The organism is Mastigocoleus testarum BC008 (assembly GCF_001456025.1).
Lineage (GTDB): Bacteria > Cyanobacteriota > Cyanobacteriia > Cyanobacteriales > Nostocaceae > Mastigocoleus > Mastigocoleus testarum.
The window spans coordinates 125,476-145,891 of record NZ_LMTZ01000088.1; the positions used below are offsets into that span (position 1 = coordinate 125,476).

At 35.1% G+C, this 20,416-nt stretch carries 14 protein-coding genes; 10 read left to right on the forward strand and 4 right to left on the reverse strand.

Annotation, left to right across the window (positions count from 1 at the left end; all coding sequences use genetic code 11):
* Positions 1–67 precede the first annotated feature (67 nt).
* The 7 genes from BC008_RS16580 to BC008_RS16610 all read left to right on the forward strand — a co-directional run bounded on the left by BC008_RS16580 (position 68) and on the right by BC008_RS16610 (position 6,988).
* Positions 68–1,150: an aromatic ring-hydroxylating dioxygenase subunit alpha gene (locus BC008_RS16580; RefSeq protein ID WP_027843549.1), complete on the forward strand. Its 1,083-nt coding sequence runs from the start codon at positions 68–70 to the stop codon at positions 1,148–1,150.
* A 220-nt stretch (positions 1,151–1,370) separates the two neighbouring features.
* A complete protein-coding gene (locus BC008_RS16585; protein WP_161938125.1) occupies positions 1,371–1,721 on the forward strand; it encodes a hypothetical protein in 351 nt (116 codons plus the stop codon).
* 505 nt (positions 1,722–2,226) lie between these two features.
* Positions 2,227–3,438, forward strand: coding sequence for a P-aminobenzoate N-oxygenase AurF (locus BC008_RS16590; protein WP_058183684.1), 1,212 nt, complete (start codon positions 2,227–2,229; stop codon positions 3,436–3,438).
* 209 nt (positions 3,439–3,647) lie between these two features.
* On the forward strand, positions 3,648–4,655 hold the full coding sequence (locus BC008_RS16595) for an aromatic ring-hydroxylating oxygenase subunit alpha (protein WP_058183685.1): 1,008 nt from the start codon (positions 3,648–3,650) through the stop codon (positions 4,653–4,655).
* A gap of 62 nt (positions 4,656–4,717) precedes the next feature.
* Positions 4,718–5,017: a 2Fe-2S iron-sulfur cluster binding domain-containing protein gene (locus BC008_RS16600; protein ID WP_058183686.1), complete on the forward strand. Its 300-nt coding sequence runs from the start codon at positions 4,718–4,720 to the stop codon at positions 5,015–5,017.
* Positions 5,014–6,036 carry an aromatic ring-hydroxylating dioxygenase subunit alpha gene (locus BC008_RS16605; protein ID WP_027843545.1) on the forward strand — a complete coding sequence of 341 codons (1,023 nt, stop codon included), beginning with the start codon at positions 5,014–5,016 and terminating at the stop codon, positions 6,034–6,036. The genes BC008_RS16600 and BC008_RS16605 overlap by 4 nt, the downstream gene beginning before the upstream one ends.
* A gap of 202 nt (positions 6,037–6,238) precedes the next feature.
* A complete protein-coding gene (locus BC008_RS16610) occupies positions 6,239–6,988 on the forward strand; it encodes a sterol desaturase family protein (protein WP_058183687.1) in 750 nt (249 codons plus the stop codon).
* A gap of 45 nt (positions 6,989–7,033) precedes the next feature.
* Here the strand turns inward: BC008_RS16610 and BC008_RS16615 are convergent, their stop codons facing one another.
* A complete protein-coding gene (locus tag BC008_RS16615; protein WP_058183688.1) occupies positions 7,034–10,639 on the reverse strand; it encodes a WD40 domain-containing protein in 3,606 nt (1,201 codons plus the stop codon).
* A gap of 245 nt (positions 10,640–10,884) precedes the next feature.
* Between BC008_RS16615 and BC008_RS16620 the strand changes: the two genes are divergently transcribed.
* The 3 genes from BC008_RS16620 (at position 10,885) to BC008_RS16630 (ending at position 13,693) form a co-directional block, all read left to right on the forward strand.
* Positions 10,885–11,229 (forward strand): hypothetical protein, encoded by a 345-nt coding sequence (locus BC008_RS16620; protein ID WP_058183689.1) that lies wholly within the window; start codon positions 10,885–10,887, stop codon positions 11,227–11,229.
* A gap of 47 nt (positions 11,230–11,276) precedes the next feature.
* Positions 11,277–12,095, forward strand: coding sequence for a hypothetical protein (locus tag BC008_RS16625; RefSeq protein WP_027843543.1), 819 nt, complete (start codon positions 11,277–11,279; stop codon positions 12,093–12,095).
* Between the two features lie 368 nt (positions 12,096–12,463).
* Entirely contained in the window at positions 12,464–13,693 is a 1,230-nt protein-coding gene (locus tag BC008_RS16630; protein ID WP_027843542.1) for a serine hydrolase domain-containing protein, read from the forward strand.
* A 228-nt stretch (positions 13,694–13,921) separates the two neighbouring features.
* Here BC008_RS16630 and BC008_RS16635 read toward each other — a convergent pair whose 3' ends face one another.
* The 3 genes from BC008_RS16635 to BC008_RS16645 all read right to left on the reverse strand — a co-directional run bounded on the left by BC008_RS16635 (position 13,922) and on the right by BC008_RS16645 (position 20,224).
* A complete protein-coding gene (locus BC008_RS16635) occupies positions 13,922–15,370 on the reverse strand; it encodes an AAA-like domain-containing protein (RefSeq protein WP_058183690.1) in 1,449 nt (482 codons plus the stop codon).
* Between the two features lie 252 nt (positions 15,371–15,622).
* On the reverse strand, positions 15,623–16,603 hold the full coding sequence (locus BC008_RS16640) for a leucine-rich repeat domain-containing protein (protein ID WP_058183691.1): 981 nt from the start codon (positions 16,601–16,603) through the stop codon (positions 15,623–15,625).
* A 36-nt stretch (positions 16,604–16,639) separates the two neighbouring features.
* Positions 16,640–20,224: a COR domain-containing protein gene (locus BC008_RS16645; RefSeq protein ID WP_058183692.1), complete on the reverse strand. Its 3,585-nt coding sequence runs from the start codon at positions 20,222–20,224 to the stop codon at positions 16,640–16,642.
* Between the last annotated feature and the right edge of the window lie 192 nt (positions 20,225–20,416).

Genomic DNA, 20,416 nt, shown 5'->3' on the forward strand with positions numbered 1-20,416 from the left:
TCCAAGCAAACTAAGAAAACGCCATTGTCAACGATGCATATCCGGGAACTCCGGTATTTTAAATGACATGAGTGTCAAATCGCAAACCATTAGTCTAAATCGTCAGACAACCACTTTTAATCATCCGAAACGTTTCATAGAAGGATGGTACTGGGCTATTCCTTCTCGTAAAGTCCGTAGATCTCAAGTCAAAGCAGTTAACCTATTAGGAAAAGAGCTAGTAATTTACCGTGGTAAAGATGGTAAACTAGTATGCTTTGATGCCTATTGTCCCCACATGGGAGCTCATTTAGCAGAGGGAACTGTTGAAGGAAATGGACTACGCTGCTTATTTCACAACTGGAAGTTCAATGCAAACGGAACCTGTATTGATATTCCTTGTTTAGGAAAAAACATTCCCATTCAATTAAAAACTTGGCATGTTGAAGAAAAATATGGTTTGATTTGGGTCTGGACTGGAGATATTCCCAAACAACCCTTACCTTTTGTTCCTGAATTAGAGAACTATCGATGTGATAGTCTTCTTGGTTCCCACTTCGAGAAAAACTGTCACCCAAATGTGGTGATGATAAATGCAATTGACGCCCATCACTTCAACACGGTTCATAATTTACCATTAGAAATTATCTTCGCCAAACAACAACTCAATGAAAATGCTATTACTTTTAGCAATATTACCCGTGGTGGAGAAAATTCTTTCTTTATCAGATTGATTCGTCCTTTTTACAAGAATGCAGTTACCTACAGCATGTGTTACTGGTATGGGAGTACTGGTACGGTGACGGTGGGACCAGATTTTCTCCATTTTCACATTATGTTTGCCCTGCGCATGACTGAAAATGGGAAAACTGAAGGTCAAACAATCTTAATTACGAAAAAACGTCGGGGTATTCTTGGTTGGTTATTGAATCCAATCGTACTATGGCTAACAAAGATAGTGGGTAATTATTTTGCTAAAGGTGACACCAAAATTTTTAAAACAATTAAGTTTGATTTAAAAACTCCTCTTAAAGCAGACCACGCAATTCTTCAGTTTATTCATCACGTAGATAGTCAAAAAACCTTGGCTTGGGGTAGCTGGGAACTAATTGAAGATCGGTGGAGAGAAGAAGATCGAATCTGGAAATTGAAAGGAGAAGCAAACGATTAATAATTAATCTTCCAAAACTAGTAGTTATATAGCAATATTTTTATCTTTATAACTACTAAATTATGACTACTTTTATCGAATAATTATTCATACAGGGTGACTTATTTAACAATAAAATCGTTGCGAAAATTGAAACCAAGCCGTTGAAAATTCGTCAGAAAATAATAATTGTTCTATAAAGAAACAATTGTTATCTCCTATGTCAAGAAGTGGAATTAAATTGTCATCTTTATTACTGAACTCCGTAGTTTTAGTAATTATGACGATTATGATGATCGAGATTGAAGAAAAGTCTGAACCGAACCGCAGTATTGCTAATTTAAAACCAAATTTGGCTAGTCTTTGTCCGATTCCAGACCCGGGAATTTTCGCGGAGAAGCCAAGCGATCAGGATGATTCTTTATCTGATAATCAACATCCAATGATTATACCGAGAACACCGGTGGTTAATGAGGAAAAGGAATCTGACTCTGTCTCCAATAATGGGTGTTACCAAATTGCAAAATATTCTCTATCTCGGAAATCTTTAAAGTCTAGGGAAATACCTCTAGAACCAAAATATAGACTATGAAGAATAAGAAGTTCATAGTAACTTATAAGTCGAATATAAGTTAAAAATGTAAAATTATCGAGCAATTTTCAGTAGTAACAAGAGATACAAGCGAATTACTTAATTTTTGTCTCCATCACAAGACAGCTATTTTGGGATGAGAAGATTCCAAGAAGTAGTTAATAATAAGTAAAATCCAATCAATATATTGGAATATTAAATATTCTGGTTTCGGAAAAAGTACAAATTCTTTAGGTTTATTTCCCAAATTTATTTTCCCAAATTATCGGGCTGAGTTATTTATCAAAGTTTAAATACTCAGAGAGATTCAAATACTCAGAGAGATTCAAATACTCAGAAAAAATATATACCATTTATTTAGTTTATGGTGCATAATAGCTTGTACCTAAAATGTCCTACAAATTGAAAAACATTTTACTTAAAGTTTATTTTTTATTTTTTGAATTTAAAAATCACAAACAAAAAGAAAATAATATTAAAAATAAATACATTTTTATAGAAAATTATGATTAATTATCAAAAAAGTGAAACCTTAAAAAACCAAATAAGCAATCAAAAAATAGATAATCAAAAAACCCACCGTAAATTACAGATTAATTACAAACGTAATCAGCAACAAGACCATACCAAGTTATTAGATAATACGTCTGCCGATTTTAAATATCAAGAATGCAAAAACGAATACTGGAATCCTGAAGAATATTCCTTGCTTTACGGTACACCTTTATGGGAAGAAGCAAGTAGTAGCCAAAGAATTATTCTCAATCAACTTTATTGGGTTGCGTATTATTCACAAATTATTTCTGCTGAAATAGCTACGATTTTTTTTAATCAAACAAGTGCTGCTGGACTTTATGCACAAGAAGATTTTCGTTCTGTTTGTGACATGCTTGATTTGGAGTCATCCCAAGAACGCGCTCATATCAATGCTTTTAAAACGATATCTAAACAAGTAGAACAAGTATTATTTGACAAACAAGTTTTTGGCTATCCGATGCGAATTCCCTATGCAGAAACGATGATTTTTGCTAATACTAATACTATCAAAACCTGGTGGAAAAAACTCCAATTACAAAGTTTTGGAATGTTATCAGCTGGAAATACTTTTTTGGCTTGTCAATATTTTACAGTTCGAGGTTTGCGAACACTCAACGGTAAAATGGTACAGCATAAATTGAGTAACCATTATCAGAAATATTCCGAACCAGAAGAAGCTCCCATACCCTCAAAAGTCTCTTACTACCATTTTATGGATGAGAGTTTTCATTTCAACAGTTCTACTATTATTTCTCAAGATGTAATTAAATGTCTTAAACCTCCAACTAATTTTGAGAAACTAGTTGCTAATTTAGGGATATATGGATGTCAAAAGGACCATTATCATTTTTCTGTAGCCGTTAATGGAATATTTTGGTACGATCCCGCTTTATACACAGCTATTTACCAAGTTTTGCGATCGCCAGTTTTTGAGATGAGCGATACTGAAGCAAAAGAGACGATTCGACGTTGTTTTACCGAAGAAACTGAAGCGCTCCACCGCAGTTACCAAACTCATACCGAAGCAATGGAGTCCTACAAAGTTTATCTAAGAACCCTGGACTATGTTTGGAAAAGTAATCACGAAATGTCTTTAATGAGATCTAACTCTATTCCCAAATATCTCAAGACGCAAAAAATAGCTTTTAGGAAATGGGAAATGAGAATGAGTAATAAGTAATAAGTAATGAGTAATGAGTGACTGATAACTCAATACGGTTCAGTTAAGGCTAAATATTAACATTGAGGTAGGTTGGGTTGAGGAACAAAACCCAAGATTTATCAGCTTTTGTTGGGTTGCGCTGTCGCTTAACCCAACCTACAAAAAATACTTAACTGAACCGTATTGACTGATAACTGTTAACTGATAACTGATAACTGATAACTGATATGAAAGTTTTTAATAATCCCGATGTAGTCGCTAAAGGTTGGTATGTAGCTTGTCCTAGTCGAGAAATTCCTAAAGCTAAGGCTAAATCCCTAACACTTTGCGGACAAAAAATAGTTATATTCCGTGGAGAAGATAATCAAATTAGAGCCTTAAATGCATATTGTCCCCATTTGGGAACAGATTTAGGTATTGGAAAAGTTGATGGAAATTTAATTCGTTGTTTCTTTCATCATTGGGCTTTTGATGGTGATGGTAAATGTCAAGATATTCCTTGTCAGTCTTCCATTCCCAATAAAGCTAGACTACAAGCATATATGACAGATGAAAAGTATGGTTTCATTTGGGTATACCCAGATAGTAAAGCTCCCTTTAATGTTGCTGAGTTTGACGAACTTAAAGGTAAATCTTTAGTGACAAGCTACGACCAACCATTTGAGAGAAAATGTCACCATCATATTTGTATGATGAATGGAATTGATGCTCAACATCTGCAAACAGTCCATAAATTAAATATCAAAATGGACCTATCTTTGCAGAAAAATGCCACAGGTAATATTGTAGATTTTACTCTTAGCGGTGAATTTCCCAATACTACACCCAGAGAACGCTTAGCGAGAAAATTACTTGGCGATTGCTACGAATATACCATGAGATATGCAGATGGTTGCGTGGGACTTTTAACCATTATGAAAAAAGTCAAAATCATCCCACCATTACATATGATTTATGCTTACACTCCTTTAATTGAAGGTGGAACTCGCATTCAACCAATATATGTAACTGCAAAACGTAAGGGGATTTTAGGATACTTTATCGCGAGAATTTTACTTTTACTTACGAAATTAGCTTATTATTTTTTGCGCGATGAAGATGGCAAGATTTATGACAATATTCAATATAAACCAAACACTATTTTAAGTATTGATGAACCACTTGTGAAATATATGAGTTATGTAAATCAACTAGAACCTTCAATTTGGTCTAATAATAAATTTTCTATTAATTAAAATTCTACCTCTAGTGTAGTAATCTATAAAAAATTATATTGACTGTTTTTATTAGCTTAATTATGAATAATATTTTTTATAAAATTCAATTTCCAGATACAAATCATTCAACTCTTTCTTTAGAAGAGAATCAAAATCTTTCTGAATATTTAACTGTAGAAAATTCTCCCCTATTATTTGGCTGTCGTACAGGAATTTGTGGTACTTGTCTGGTAGAAATAGAAGGTGATATCCCACCACCACATGAAGAAGAAAAAGAAATTCTAGAACTGCTAGCACCTGGGAATCAAAAAGCAAGATTGGCTTGTCAAGTGAAATTAACTGCTGATATCAAAATTAAATCTTGTGAGGGGGAAGAGTGAAATTTGATGATTTCTGGTATGTTGTCGCTTTAAGTACGCAGTTAAAAACAAATACAGTTTTGCAACGTCAAGTCTTAAATGAATGGTTGGTAGTATTTCGCGGAGATGATGGTAAACCAGTTGTTCTACAAGATAGATGTATTCACAGAAATAGTCGTTTATCACAAGGAAGGGTCTGTCAAGGAAAAATTCAATGTCCCTATCATGGTTGGGTTTACGATCGCACTGGAAAAGTCGTTGCGGTACCATCTGAAGGTGAGAATTTTAAGACAAATGCAGCTAGACGTTCGCGAAAATACGATACTAAAGAACAAGATGGATATATTTACGTGCGTTTATCTCCTCAACCAATAGAGGAGCTTGCACCCTTCACCATGCCTTTTTATCATCAGTCTGGGTGGGAAACTGTCAGGGTGATTAACCGTTTTCGTAATAACGTTACTAATTGTGCAGAAAACTTTATTGATATTCCCCATACCGCTTCCGTTCACCCTGGGGTATTTCGTAAAGCTCGTCAGCAAAAGTTAGAAATGACAGTAGAAAGACGTAATGGTTCTGTATTTGCAGAGTATCATAACGAAACTAATAATCTTGGTTGGTTTGCACGCTTTCTAAATCATACAAGTCAAGAGATTAAGCATACAGATAGCTTTCATATGCCCAATGTTACCAGTGTTGAGTACAACATGGGAAAATATCGCAGGTTATTTATTACTAGTCAGTCCATACCAGAAACCGATGACTCAACTTTGGTTTACACTGATATTACGTATAATTACGGTTTTTGGAATAAATTAGCTCGTCCTTTTGTTCGTTGGACTGCTCAATATATTATTCATCAAGATATTGTTGCTTTAGGTATTCAGTGGGAAGTAATTGAAAAGTATGGTGCGCACTTCACCAATACTCCTGCTGATACTATTCATGTATTTGTTGAATCTATTCGCGATCGCATTTCTCGGGGAGAAGATCCGAGAAAACTCCCAGACAAAAAAGTTTGTCTTGAATTTTGGGTTTAGAATTTTAGGTTTATAAAATTGAGTTTTGAATTTTGGGTTTTAAAAATTATTATCTTTGCAAAAATCTCTATTTTCTTAAAAATTGAGAAATCAAAAAAAGAAGTGGCTTTGCCACTTCTCGACAATTCCCAGGTAGAACCTATTTAAAAGTATAGAGACTATACAACCAATAAATCGTATAAATTGAAACTAATTTAGCAAAATGTTAGTATTCTTTACTTTTTTTACATTGTTAGCCCTAATTGTGATAAGAGATAGACAATTAAATTTTTTACAAAAAAAAAGTAGTGAGGACTGGATCTTAGATACATTAGGTCTATTCTTTCAAGGTATTGTGATTCCCCTGTTACAACTAGGAATTATTTACCGACTGTATCAAAATATTTTGCCAAATCTTCATAATTGCTACAGTCTGCATCCCATACTAGGATTTATTTTAAGCTTTGTAATTGTCGATTATTTTTACTACTGGAATCATCGTCTATTTCACACAAGCCTTATGTGGCGAATACATCAAGTACATCATACTGTTACTCAGATGGATGTTTTAGGGACTTCTCGTAATACTTTGTGGACGAGTTTTCTAATTATCTACTTGTGGATTCACCCATTATTTATTTACCTAATACAAGATCCTAGTTACTACATTTTAGGGGTTAGTCTAACCTCTGCTTTAGATTTATGGCGACATAGCTGTTTTAACATTCCTCAAACGTCGTTCTTTTATCGCTGCTTATCACCGTGGTTAATCCTACCTCAAGACCATGCTTTGCATCATGCAAGTAGCTGCATTAAAGGTAATTATGGGGCAAATTTTAAACTTTGGGACCGGGTACATGGAACATATTTTGAATCCAACCTTGAATCTAAGATTGAGTCAGAAAAAATACCAGAATCTTTGGGTGTCAAAACAAATTTGACCCTAATACAAAAGCTATTTTTACCAATTTGACAGATTAAATATTGAATTTTCTATTCTCCCGAATGATTCTCGATTTTATTTATATTGAATGCATATTTCCCGTAAATCCTTTTGCTGTGGATTATTAGCCAAATAATCTTGCAACCAGTCGCAACCCAATTTCATTAAATCATCTAAATCTAAATCTAATTTCCATAGCTTGACAGTGTTATCGTAACTAGCAGAAGCAAGGGTTTTATTATTGCTACTAAAGCTAAGGCTAATGATTGTATTGTGATGACTTTCTAAGGTATTGATTAAGATTCCATCTGGAATCTTCCAAATTTTAATAATATTATCGCTGCTAGCAGAGGCTAAAATTTTACCATTGGGACTAAATTTAACTCTCCTCACGTCACTATTGTGGGCTGCTATAGTTTTAATTAAACTGCCATTGTGACGATTCCACAGTTTAATATTGCTGTCATTTCCTCCAGATACTAATAATTTTCCATCTGGGCTAAAATCAACGGTCGTTACTCCACCACTATGTCCTTTTAAAGCAAATAAACTATTACCTGTATTCACATCCCATAATTGGGCTTTTTCTGTTCTACAACCCGACACTAATTGTTTGCTATCAGGGCTAAAGTTAATGCTACCAATAGTACAGGGATTTTCGGGGTCATCTTTGATGATTCTAACTAACCTACCGTTAGCTAAATTCCATATTTTGATTTGCTTCCCAGAACCACCACCAGCAGCTAGAAGTTGATTATTAGGACCAAATCTGACACTACCAAATGAATATTTGGGATCTATAAAATTAAATTTTAGGCTACCATTTTTGACATTCCATACTTTCACTGTTCGGTCGGAGCTTGCAGTGGCTAAGAGTTTACCATCTAAATTAAATCGAATGCTACCAATACCTTTTTTATGAGCTTTAAGACTTTTAATTAAAGTTTCTTTTTTCAAATCCCAAAGCTTGACCATTGTATCGTTACCTGCAGTGGCAAAAGTATTACCATCAGGACTAAGACTAACACTTCTTAAAAGTTTTTGAGATACATGATAAGTTTTAGGATGTTGAGTTTCTAAAGACCACAATTTAATACTTCTATCCCAACCACCAGAAACAATTTTCTTCCCATCTGGACTAATATCAACGCTCCAAACTCTCCCGTGATGTCCTTTAAAAGTTTGAGGTCTGGTATTGCTATTTATTCGACTTTGCAAATTCCATAACTTAATTGTGCTATCGGAACTAGCAGTAACTAATCTTTTACCATCGGGAGTAAATTGAACTGTCCATACCGGATTGCGATGACTTCGTAAGGTTTGCAGTTCTTCACCGTTTTCCACATCCCATAACTTTACCGTACCATCTTCACCTGCAGAAGCAAGACGGAAATTATCGGGACTAAAATCAACACTTCTGACATTATTTTTATGACCCTTAAAAGTTTTTAATAAGTTACCATTTTCTACATTCCATAATTTCACAGTTTTATCACTGCTAGTAGAAGCAATAATTTTTCCATTGCGATTAAACTTAATTGAAGTCACCCACCATCTACGACCATTTGTAGTGCGGTGAGCGGGAATAGATTTTAATAAAGTTCCATCTTTAGGATCCCATAACTTTATCCAACCCAAAGAATCACAAGAGGCTAAGACTTTACCATCGGGGCTAAAATCAACACTTCTGACTGCAGTATTTTTGTGACCTGTGATGGTTTTTTTTAATTTTCCATCTGCCACATTCCATAATTTGAGAGTACTATCAAAACTGCTAGAAGCAAGAGTTTTACCATCAGGACTAAAACGCAAACTCCAAAGTCGTTCTTGATGTCCTGTCAAAGTTCTTAATAACTTTCCGTCTGATACTCGCCACAATTTGATGGTTCGGTCAAAACTAGCAGAGGCAATAATTTTACCATCAGGACTAAAATTAACTGCTAGAATTGCACTATTATGACCTTGAAAGCTTTTGATTTCTCGAACATTATAAACTGCCTTTTCTAAAACTGAAATAACTTCCGAACGTACTTTTTGAGGAATGGTAAATCTTTGTTCTAAGGTGCGCAAATTTTCCCCTGCTTTCACAGCTTCTATTAATGCTTTGAAGGGGCTAGATTCATGAGTAACCTTAGCTTCAGAACTCATTACAGATAATTTTGCTAAGGCTAAATCTTGTTTTGCTTTGCTAATTTGTAACCAAATTGCGAGCGCACTAGCAATGGAAATAAATAAAATTACTCCACCAACAGCAACAATTTTTTTAGCTTTTTGCTGCGCTTGACTTAAAGTATCATTAGCTTGAGCTAATATTTGACTTTCTTCTTCTTTGATTGCTAAATCTAATTCGATACTTTGTTTTTCTAAATCTTGACTCGCAGATAAAAAGTGATAATCTAAAGAGCTTAAATTTTGATTCTTTGCCCAAGATAAAGCATCTTGTAACGCTTGACCTCGTAACAGTCGAGATTCATCTTGATAATGAGAAGCGACCCAAATATTAAAATTTTGAGAATAGGGTCTTAATTTTGCTAGTTGTTTTTCAACCCATTTTTTATTAAAGACTTGTTGATAAATTTGGTTATATACTCGTAATTTACCTTGCTCTTGAACGACTAAACCAGATAAACGTAAATCTGTTTGCTCGATACTTCCATCAGCAAGTACTTTCCCTTTATGCAAAATGTCTTGGTAAATTACTAATAATCGTCCGGCTTTTTGTTCGCTACGGAGTATTCTATCTCTAATTGTTTTTAAATGCTCTGGTTCATCTTGTGCTTCCCAATTTTCGATAATTGAACTTTTTACTATTTCTTCAACTAATTGAAATGCAGTGATATTCTTTTGATAATCACTTTTAATTACTAACTGACATAACTTCTGAGTAAGAAAAGGTTGTCCCCCAGTCCAAACTAAAATTTCTTTGATCACAGCTTGGTTATTATCTACTTTTCCTCGCAAACCTTGAGTTAATGGTTGGGCTTCATTCCGCTGAAAACCATAAAGTTCTATCGCTTGACCAATATTAAAAGGTGTTTGGGTTTTATCAGCAATTAAATCGCTGGGTGTGGCTACTCCCAAAAGAGCAAAAGTCAAACGTTTATATTCTGAATTATCAACTCGCTTATTGTAAAAAAATCGAATTAGGGCAAAAAAATCATCCAGAGAAAAACTTTGGCTCAAAACTCGATCTATTTCATCTACAAAAATAATAATTTTCTGTGGAATTTCAACTAACAAAACTTCATCAATAAATAAATTTAGGCGCTGTACAGGTGAAAGTAAATCTCGCCTTTCCTTCCACCAGATTCGCCAATTAATTTTTTTACCTAGCTGACAACTACTCACTAAAGATTTGACAATTCCGGCGTACCATTTTTCCGCTGTCACATCTTCCTTTCCGATTCCGGTTAAGTCAATAAAAGCGCAAATAAAACCATCGGCTTGTAATTTTTGCATGGTTTGTACTCGCAAACTAGATTTACCCATCTGTCGTGAATTAAGCACATAACAAAATTCACCCGCTTTTAGAGCTTCATAGAAATCTGTATCAGCTTGACGAGTTACGTAACTAGATGCTTCAGCACAGAGACTTCCACCAACCTGATACTCATATTTTTGATATTCATATTCTTGAGGTTTATATTTTTGATGGTTATATTTTGATGGTGATTCAGTCATGGTCGTAGAACTATAACTGTTTTTTTGAGTATAGTATTCCGGTCTGTAAATTAATCAGTAAAAAATAAATACCTGATTTTTACCCCTTTTGATGATGATTGAGAATACCTGATTTTTTCCTATTGGTATTTTCTGCAATTGAATTCATTATTTACATATGAAGCAAACGAAATGTAACAAATAAATTTGCTTTTCATTAAACATTCAATTAATCTTCAGACAATTAATCTTCAGGTGAATTTATTATGCTGAAACAAACATTATCTACATCTTTAATCATTATTAATGCTTTAGCAGGGTTATCAGTTGCAAGTGCAGCCTTTGCAGCAACACCTCCCGGACAACCTTGTCCCGATGGTTGGGTTAGAGCAACACCTCCTTTAAATCCCCAACTTGGCTGCGTTCCTAATACTATTAAGCCAAAAAAACCCATTCGACCAAACAGGAAAATTAAAAATCCTAATTCTTCTCAAAAAGTTAAATTCCCTCGAGAAATACCTGACAAATTCAAAGTTAATAAGTGCGAGTTGGGTGTAGTAGACCCAATCGATTGTCCCGAAAATAATCCAATTCCTGCACCTAGAGATTAACTCTTCCTTCCGATTGTAATTTTTCTTATAACTTAAGTTTAATTGATATGAATTTGAAAAATATTATCGCAGTACCAATCGCTTTTGGATTAACACTTAGCAGCGTACCTTTATTAAATTCACCTGCTCATGCAAAAACAGTAAAAATTCCCGTCCCGAAAACACTTGTTTCTACAGCTTTTAATACAGCTCTGGGCTCAATGCAGGTGAATGTTGACAATTTTGGCAAAAAAAAGGGTAGATCCAGTTGGCATCAAGATTCTAGCTACATACTGTTACCCAACGGAGTGAAAAAATCATTTCCAATTCCCGAGTACAAATATAACGTTACCAAAACTCGGCAGTTGAAATACTACGTTGATGACATGAAAACCTCATCTATTCAAGCAACTGTTAACGGTAAACGTATTCAAGGAACTGTACGTTTTGAAAGTCAAGGTGAGGAAATAAAAGCCAAATGCATCCGTAGAAGATTAAAGAAATGGGGTGAGTGTAGCCTCAAAATGGAAAGAGATATTCACTTGAATAACTCAATTCTTTCAATGTCGTTGGTACCAGTTGCCTATAATGGTTCTATTTCATACGCTAATCCTAAAGTAGATTTTAAGACTGATTTACGAATTTCCAGCAAGCTATGTCAAACTTTTAAGGGCTTATGTAGCCGTATTGAAGGTAAGATTAAGGGCGAATTAACTAACTCTATAGAACAACAGCTTACCAGTGGTTTGAATAACTCAGCAGTTAGAGCCAAGGTAGCAAGTTCTGTGAAAAAGTCACTCGGTGGTCGTTTGAAACAATACAAGAATTGGAAGATTACTAAAATTTCTAGCAAAGGTAATAATTTTATCTTAACTCTGAGTAACTAGAGTTTTATTGTGACCTTAGTATCGGTTAAAGCTAATACCTAAGTTCGTGTGGTGAATGACGAGAATATCTCGCTTGCTGCACGAACGTGAAAATTTGCATCGATAGTCCAATTCTTCAGGACTGTAAGTAAGTCCCTTTCTAATAGCAAAATTCCTCTTCAGAGGAATGAATGAGACAGAAATTTTTTGAGTCATCTAAAAGATGACTTTTCCTATAAGATGCGGGTTTTGAACCCCTGACAGATTGGATGTATACCCCTAAAAACTAATGGGACATACCAATAGTAGTTACTTGATCGCAAAGTACTATAAACACTTCAGTACATTTCAGTACATTAAGTAATATAAAATATACTATCTACAAAATTATGAGATATAAAGCAGTTATCACTTCTCTCGCATTAGGACTCACCCTACCTTTTTTGGGTTTTAAAAATGCTGAAGCTATCCAAAATTTAAAAACACCTACAAAATCACCATCCTCGGTTATCAAAGTTCGCTCCACAGAAAAACCTATTATTCAACCGTCACTAATAGCTAAGAAACCACAAGGGAAATGGGCTCATGTTAGCTTTGCAAATAATATTATTGAAAAACATCGAAAAAAATACGATATACCAGGAATGTCTGTAGCGATCGCCAAAAACGGGAAAATTATTTATGCAAATGGATTTGGTTTAAAAAATTTAGGTAAGAAAATCAAAGCTTCCAAGTTGACAAGATATCGTCTTGCATCAGTAAGTAAGCCAGTTACTGCAATTTTAGCGATGGAAATGCGGGAAAAAGGTAGACCAGGTAAAAAACTACTATTGAATCGAAACATTCGCACTTATTTACCAAAAACACTTCCCGCGCATCACAAATATAGAGTCCGCGATTTACTTTCTCATCAATCTGGAGTTCGTCATTACAAAAAAGGTAAGGACGCAACCAAAAATGTGAAAAAACATTATGTACGGAGTCAAGATGCATTGAATTTATTCATTAAAGATAAATTAGTTGCAAAACCGGGGAGTAAATATAGTTATAGTACCCACGGATATACAGTACTCGCTGCTGCAATTGAGAAAATATCAGGAAGAACATTCTTTGAATATACTAGTAGTCGTTTCCGTAGTTGGGGACTAAAAGACCTGTCACCAGAACTTGCGCAACTAAATCAGCGCAATCGCTCCCAAATATATAAGAGTGAAAATGGCAAAAATAAGCTTTCTAAACGCGATGACCTCAGTTGGAAATATGCTGGTGGTGGTTATCAATCATCAGTTGTTGACCTTGCAAACCTTGGTATCAAGTTAATCAATGGAGAAATTCTTAATCAAAAATCCCTGGACTTAATGTGGAGCAGACAAAAAACAAATAATGGGAAAACTACCCGTTACGGTTTGGGATGGAGTATTGGTAGAGATGAAGACGGACGTAAAATAGTCGCTCATTCTGGAGCGCAAAATGGTGCAGCTTCTTACTGGAGAATTTATCCTAATGACAAAGTAGTAGTGGTTATTCTTTCTAATAAAAGGGGTCATAAAGCAAGAAATTTGGGTGCATATCTTGGTAGGGTTGCAGTTACGGGTTCTACAGCTAAACCAATTAATTAAAAAGAATTAATACCAATTTGGAAAAATAATGAGACAGATAGATTTTGTAGAGACGTTGCATGCAACGTCTCTACCGGAGAATCTGTTGYAATGATTTATTGAATTAGTATAACCTGGATTTATCCAAACATTTTGGTTTGAAATGAATCAAAACAGTTATATCCCCTACAAATAATCATTTCGAACCAATAATAATTTCAAACTAAAAATTTCAAACTGATAATTATCTCAAACTAAAACTCTTTGAAAATACTCTCGATATAAATTACACCGAGGTACAACATGATTATCTTGGCGTTCTACCAGACCCATACTATGCAACTTATAAATTCCCATTGAATTGAGTTCTACTGGTTCAGAAGAATTAACCACAACTTTAAAAGCTTCAGCAATTTTTGGACACTGTTGTAGTAGTTGTAAATATCCCCGCAAATGATTGCTGTAAATACCTGCTTCTGTGGAAGATTCCTGTAAAAATTCTTCCAGAGTCAAACTTTTAGAACATAGTTCATACATGGCTAATCTTACCAAAAATGGATGTCCTCCTACCACATTCATCAACTGCTCTACTTTTGTTTCATCCCAATTCAAGCCATGTATAGAAACTAATTTTTGAACTTGCGGTCGGTCAAACTCTGCTAATCCTATAGGTATACCAGCATTAAATGGAGATTGATGTATATCTAAAGGAACGTAAACTTCAGTAGAGTGTGCTAAGACCAGTCGAAGTTTTTTCCAAATATCCAAAATCTTTCCTTTTTCATGCCAACTTCGCAGCATTCCAAAAAAGTCTTCAATAATTTCCGTGTAAGAAAAAATCTTATCTACATTATCTAATGCTAATAAAATCGGAGCATCTACTTCTGTAAGTAAATATTCTTCAAAGTAAGCAGTACAGTTATCATTACTACCCAGAATTTCAGAATCCCAATAATCATGTAATTGGTTTTCTAACTTTAACTGTCTACCAACCATACAACAAAGCCAACGCAGAAATTTTTCTACATCAGTTAAAATTTTCCGTTCGACGCCACCTAAATCTAAATAAACAGTTTGATAACTAATATGTTTAACATAGGCATTAATTTTATTGATTAAAGAAGTTTTCCCCATCAGTTGAGGTGCTTTAATTCTAATTAAAGAACCAGGTTTAATAATTGTTTCAAAACAGAGATTTTCTACATTATTACGTTCAATGTAAAATGGAGATTCTGGTGGGACAGAACTTTCTGGGAAAGGTAGCTGTACCGATGATGGGGATATTGGTGATTCTGATTTTTCTACATCTGTATTTAGTAAATTTTTATTTAGTAAATTTTGGCTGTCTATTTTTTGTTGGTTGAAATTCGATGAATTCCTCTCTATTTCCCATATCCTCCTCAATGCTGCTTTAAAGTTTTTCTTCGTAACCTTTTCCTGCAAAGCTTGAGAAAGTTTATGCCATAATTTATTACCGACATCTTTATTTAAATACTCAGCGCTGTAACCATAGATAGCCGCCATGCGATCGTATGTTTTCTCTTCCCATGAGCCCTGAAGTAATTTAATTTCGATGTCACTGAGATATTTACCAAAACTTTTATATAAAGCAAAATCAGCAGCTTCTTTCGCATCAATCCAAGTAAATTCAGACTTTGAATTTACATCGAAATGCGATTCATGGAGGTTATCAAACATTTGAGTTAATATCTTAAATCCCCTTCAATATGTCAATTAAATATATGATGCACGCATAATATCCTTGATTTTTTATAATTTTAATATTTTTTTGTAAAAATTAAATCATAATTATTCGGTCATCATATTTATATTTATATAGGTTGATGATTTATGACTTATACAGATCAGCAATTATAAATTTGTTATACCGATTTCAAATTTCACACTGAATATCATACACATTCTTATTTAAAGGTTTGTGCAAATTTTCTAAAGTACCCGGAAATAAAAATCAAGGATTTCCTCGACATTTTTTTCTAAAATTTCCGGTGGTATGGAAACTGGGTTCCCCTGTAAATACAGTTCTTCAAGTTTAGTTAGTTTATTAATTGTTTCTGGTAAAGTACTGAGTTTATTATCTTCGAGGTCGAGGAATTGTAAGTTGGTAAGTTGTCCTATTTCTGCTGGTAAACTACTGAGTTGATTATCTTCGAGGTCGAGAGATTGTAAATTGGTAAGTTGTCCTATTTCTGCTGGTAAACTACTGAGTTGATTTCTGCGAAGGTCGAGATTTTGTAAGTTGGTGAGTTGTCCTATTTCTGCTGGTAAACTACTGAGTTGATTATTCCTGAGGTCAAGGGATTGTAAATTGGTAAGTTGTCCTATTTCTGCTGGTAAACTACTGAGTTGATTTCTGCGAAGGTCGAGATTTTGTAAGTTGGTAAGTTGTCCTATTTCTGCTGGTAAACTACTGAGTTGATTAATGCTGAGGTAGAGGGTTTGCAAGTTTATGAGTTGTCCAAATTCTGCTGGTAAAATACTTATTTGATTACTCCAGAGGTGGAGGGATTGCAAGTTTGTGATTTGTCCTATTTCTTCTGGTAAACTACTGAGTTTATTTTTGTATAGGTAGAGGATTTGCAAGTTGGTGAGTTGTCCTATTTCTCCTGATAAAGTACTGAGTTGATTATCTCCGAGGTAGAGTTTTTGCAAGTTTGTAAGTTGTCCTATTTCTCCTGGTAAGCTACTGAGTTGATTACTGCTGAGGTGGAGGTTTTGCAAGTTGATGAGTTGTCCTATTTCTCCTGGTAAGCTACTGAGTTGATTACTGCTGATTTGGAGGAATTGCAAGTTAGTGAGTTGTCCTATTTCTTCTGGTAAAGTCGCCAACTTCTTACCAGAGAGGTCTAATTTTGTTGAACCCTCTGTTGCAGCTTGTTTAATTTTCTCTAGCAGTTCTTCTCTATTCATTGATATATAGCAATAAGTCTATTCAGAATGGTTATTCTACAACTTATCAAAATCTAAAATTACTCCATCCTTAGCCCGCATATATAGTACCGGTGTCGCAAAATCGCGTCGGTCTAATCCAACATCCTGAGAAATAGCATTGCGGGTTTTTTGAATCGCTGTATCTACAGGATTACCTTGTGCTAAGTAACTATAAAATTCATCTGCAAATAGCTTAGCGGTGCGATCGAGTATGGTGTATTGCATCGCAATTACTGCGGGTATTCCCTTCTGTACTAGGTTCGGTGCTGTACCTGCAAATGTTTTATTCGTAGATACTGTCGCACCTTTACAGCAGTTTAGTAGTACGAGTCCTATTTTGCGATCGCCTAAAAAGAAACTTGCAAATCTTTCGTCATCTAATAATTTAGATTTACCATTTTCTTCATCTACAAGGGCGATGTGACCTTTATTATCTTTAAAGATACCGTGACCGATGAAGTGAAATACATTGTAAGCTTTTTCATCAAGCTTGCGTCTGATGTTGCGTGTGGTAGCTTCTGTTAATATATCTAATTCTATTAGACTTGCTTCTATATGCTTTTTTAGTGCTTCTTGAATCAGATTTACTTCACCAGTTGCGTCTAAGCTAGCTAAGTCACTTGGAGTAGAGATGACTAACAGGATTTTGAGGGGTAGACTAGCAGCTTTAATATGGCGTTTTTGCAAGGGAACATCAATATAGCGGGAGACTACGGTTTGTTTATCGTTTGCTAAAAAGGTATTAGTTCCTTCGTAGTAAAGGAATTCCCAAGGTAAAGCGGCTAATTCGGGAGATTCAAATATTAAGCGCAAGCGGACGCTGTATTCATTCCCTTGTGTACTCGCCATCGTAGCGTGAAATCGAGCATTGATTTGGTTGGGGAATAGTGCTTGATAAAGTTCGTTACCTAAGTCTTTTAGTAATTCCTTATCTATCTCCTCACGTTTAATCAGATTTAAAATCGGTTTAATTATTCTCATATTCAAGCGTAATTGACCCGAAACTTCACCACCTACATCTGAGGAAGCGCGAATATTATTATTTTTATCGACTGTTATTTGAAAATCTTGGTAATTTGTGGTGGTTTGACTTTGATTAAAGGATTTCTCTCTTTCATTTTCTAAGTCCCGTTGTAATGGTGTAGTTGGAACTTGAGATTCCCGATCTTCTGACTGAGGTGACAAATTCACATCGTCAATCAATCTGAGGATATCAACCATTTCATAGCTATTATCACACTCAATCTGAGGTCTACCATCCTTTAAACGCTTATGTAATTTTTCTAAAGGATAAACATAAGGTTCTTCAGTTCCCAAACATTTTTTACAGTTACAAGGAACTAGGGTTTTATATTTTAAGCGTTCAAAAGAATGATGAATTTTTTCTAGTTCGTGGTCAACAACTGCGAGTAATTCTTTTTTCCGGTTTCCGGATACCCTAACTTTAATTTCCCGTTGATTATAATTTTCAATGACTTCAGCGCGGGTTTCGTCTTTGTTGAGAATAACACCACTTTTCCAAACCAGTTTTTGCTCTTCAATCCAAGGGTGTGTTTCTACAATAAACCGGATGATAATACCTTTGGGCATAAAGTCATATTTGTAGCGCAAAATTAAATTATTAGATGACTCCCAAGTGTATTCCAGTTGGTTGCTATCGAGTAGTTGTGGTGCGATGTAATTACCGGGACGACTAGGAATTGGGTAGCAAAGTTTAAACCGCATCATTAATTGCATTAATTCATCTTGCATGTCAGCGTATTTGCTGTCTTTCCAAATATCTGCAAGTTTATCCTGGGTAAAACACCCCAGATTTTTCCTCACATCCGGATTATCTAGAACTTTGTAAACTGCTGTTGTACCCCATTCCGGTTTGAGGATTACATAGTGCTTGAGGGTGGGATCGTCTTGGAAGTGCAAAAAAACCCCGAGGTCATGCAAATAACTACTCAGGTTGAGGATGTCTTTACGGTCAGTTAATTTATAATTTTCGCAAAGTTGGTAATATTCGTGAATGCTAATGTAATTGCGGGAATCGTTATCCAGATCTGAACGGATTTTCACCCAGATTTTTGGTAAAGCTGAATTCTCCCCAACGTGGGGAAGATTTTTTATATAACTTCCTATGTTTTTTTTAACTTCTTCTAAACCGCGATTTGTCGCTAAGTTAGTTGCTAAAACTTCTTTTAAATTCAAAAACTCCGAACGTAATTGACGTTCATTCACATCACACTGACGGTCTTGTTTTTCGTTTTTAATAATCAAAATCGGACTACTATCGCTTAAAAGTTCCGCAACCTTAATCCACCAGTAAAAGTTAGTATCTTCCCTGCGAGAATCAGCAACTAAAGCATAAAGAGAACGTTTGGTCAGGAAAAACTGATGGGTTTGATGGTAGATTTCCTGACCACCAAAGTCCCAGATGTTAACCCGGAATTCTTTACCATTTTCGAGTGAAAATTTCCACTGAATAATATCAATACCTTGCGTTGATTCTTCATCAGGTTTGAGTTGGTAGTTTTCATCTTCAATTTTCTTAGCTAAAGAAGTTTTACCTGCTCCTCCTTCCCCAATAATCAAGAATTTTGCTTCATAGAGGTAATCGGTTTTTTGTTCTAACTGCTGCTTGTAAAAGTTTAAGATTACTTCAGATTCTCGACCTCGTATTTCTGGTGGAAGGGATTCTAAGGGATTACCACTAAGATCCAATTGTGTTAGACATGAATATAAATTTCCAATTTCCACCGGTAAACTATTGAGTTTGTTGGATGTGAGATTGAGAGTTCGCAAGTTGGTAAGTTGTCCAATTTCTGCTGGTAAACTCCTCAGTTGATTGAAGCTGAGGTCGAGGGTTTGCAAGTTTCTCAGTTGTCCAATTTCTATTGGTAAACCAATGAGTTGATTGTCTTCGAGGTGGAGAGTTTGCAAGTTGGTAAGTTGTACAAATTCTGCTGGTAAACTCCTCAGTTGATTGTTTTTTAGGTTGAAAGACTGCAAGTTGGTAAGTTGTCCAAATTCTGCTGGTAAATCCCTCAGTTGATTGTTTTTTAGGTTGAAAGACTGCAAGTTGGTAAGTTGTCCAAATTCTGCTGGTAAACTACTGAGTTGATTGAAGCTGAGATAGAGAGTTTGCAAGTTTATTAGTTGTCCAAATTCTGCTGGTAAATCCCTCAGTTGATTGTTGTAGAGGTCGAGGGTTTGCAAGTTTCTCAGTTGTCCAATTTCTATTGGTAAAATTCTGAATTGATTGTCTTCGAGGTGGAGAGTTTGCAAGTTGGTCAGTTGTCCAAATTCTATTGGTAAAGTACTGAGTTGATTGTCTCCGAGGTTGAGAGTTTGCAAGTTGGTAAGTTGTCCAATTTCTGCTGGTAAACTCCTCAATTGATTGTTTTCGAGGTTAAGGGTTTGCAAGTTGGTAAGTTGTCCAATTTCTGCTGGTAAACTCCTCAATTGATTCCAGCCGAGAGCAAGAATTTGCAAGCTGCTCAGTTGTGCAATTTGGGGGGGTAATTTTATCAAATCCATCGCAGAGAGGTCTAATCTTGTCAATCCCTCCGTTGCTGCTTGTTCAATTTTCTCCAGCAGTTCTTCTGTAGTCATTAGTTATTGGTTATACATGACAAATAATATATTCAAAATATATCGAACTTACCTACTTATTAACTTGACCATGTTAAAGTCAAAAGTCAAAAGTTAAAAATCAAAATATATAGCAATCGCCAGCTTAGTTAGGACGTAAGGTAAGATAGATCGAGAAGTGATTAGTCTGGACAATTCCAATGGCAAGGTCTT

Coding starts and splice junctions, on each gene's coding strand:
- BC008_RS16640 (WP_058183691.1), bottom strand. CDS start 16,603: ATGAATAGAGAAGAACTGCTAGAGAAAATTAAACAAGCTGCAACAGAG.
- BC008_RS16645 (WP_058183692.1), bottom strand. CDS start 20,224: ATGACTACAGAAGAACTGCTGGAGAAAATTGAACAAGCAGCAACGGAG.
- BC008_RS16600 (WP_058183686.1), top strand. CDS start 4,718: ATGAATAATATTTTTTATAAAATTCAATTTCCAGATACAAATCATTCA.
- BC008_RS16615 (WP_058183688.1), bottom strand. CDS start 10,639: ATGACTGAATCACCATCAAAATATAACCATCAAAAATATAAACCTCAA.
- BC008_RS16620 (WP_058183689.1), top strand. CDS start 10,885: ATGCTGAAACAAACATTATCTACATCTTTAATCATTATTAATGCTTTA.
- BC008_RS16590 (WP_058183684.1), top strand. CDS start 2,227: ATGATTAATTATCAAAAAAGTGAAACCTTAAAAAACCAAATAAGCAAT.
- BC008_RS16630 (WP_027843542.1), top strand. CDS start 12,464: ATGAGATATAAAGCAGTTATCACTTCTCTCGCATTAGGACTCACCCTA.
- BC008_RS16595 (WP_058183685.1), top strand. CDS start 3,648: ATGAAAGTTTTTAATAATCCCGATGTAGTCGCTAAAGGTTGGTATGTA.
- BC008_RS16610 (WP_058183687.1), top strand. CDS start 6,239: ATGTTAGTATTCTTTACTTTTTTTACATTGTTAGCCCTAATTGTGATA.
- BC008_RS16625 (WP_027843543.1), top strand. CDS start 11,277: ATGAATTTGAAAAATATTATCGCAGTACCAATCGCTTTTGGATTAACA.
- BC008_RS16580 (WP_027843549.1), top strand. CDS start 68: ATGAGTGTCAAATCGCAAACCATTAGTCTAAATCGTCAGACAACCACT.
- BC008_RS16635 (WP_058183690.1), bottom strand. CDS start 15,370: ATGTTTGATAACCTCCATGAATCGCATTTCGATGTAAATTCAAAGTCT.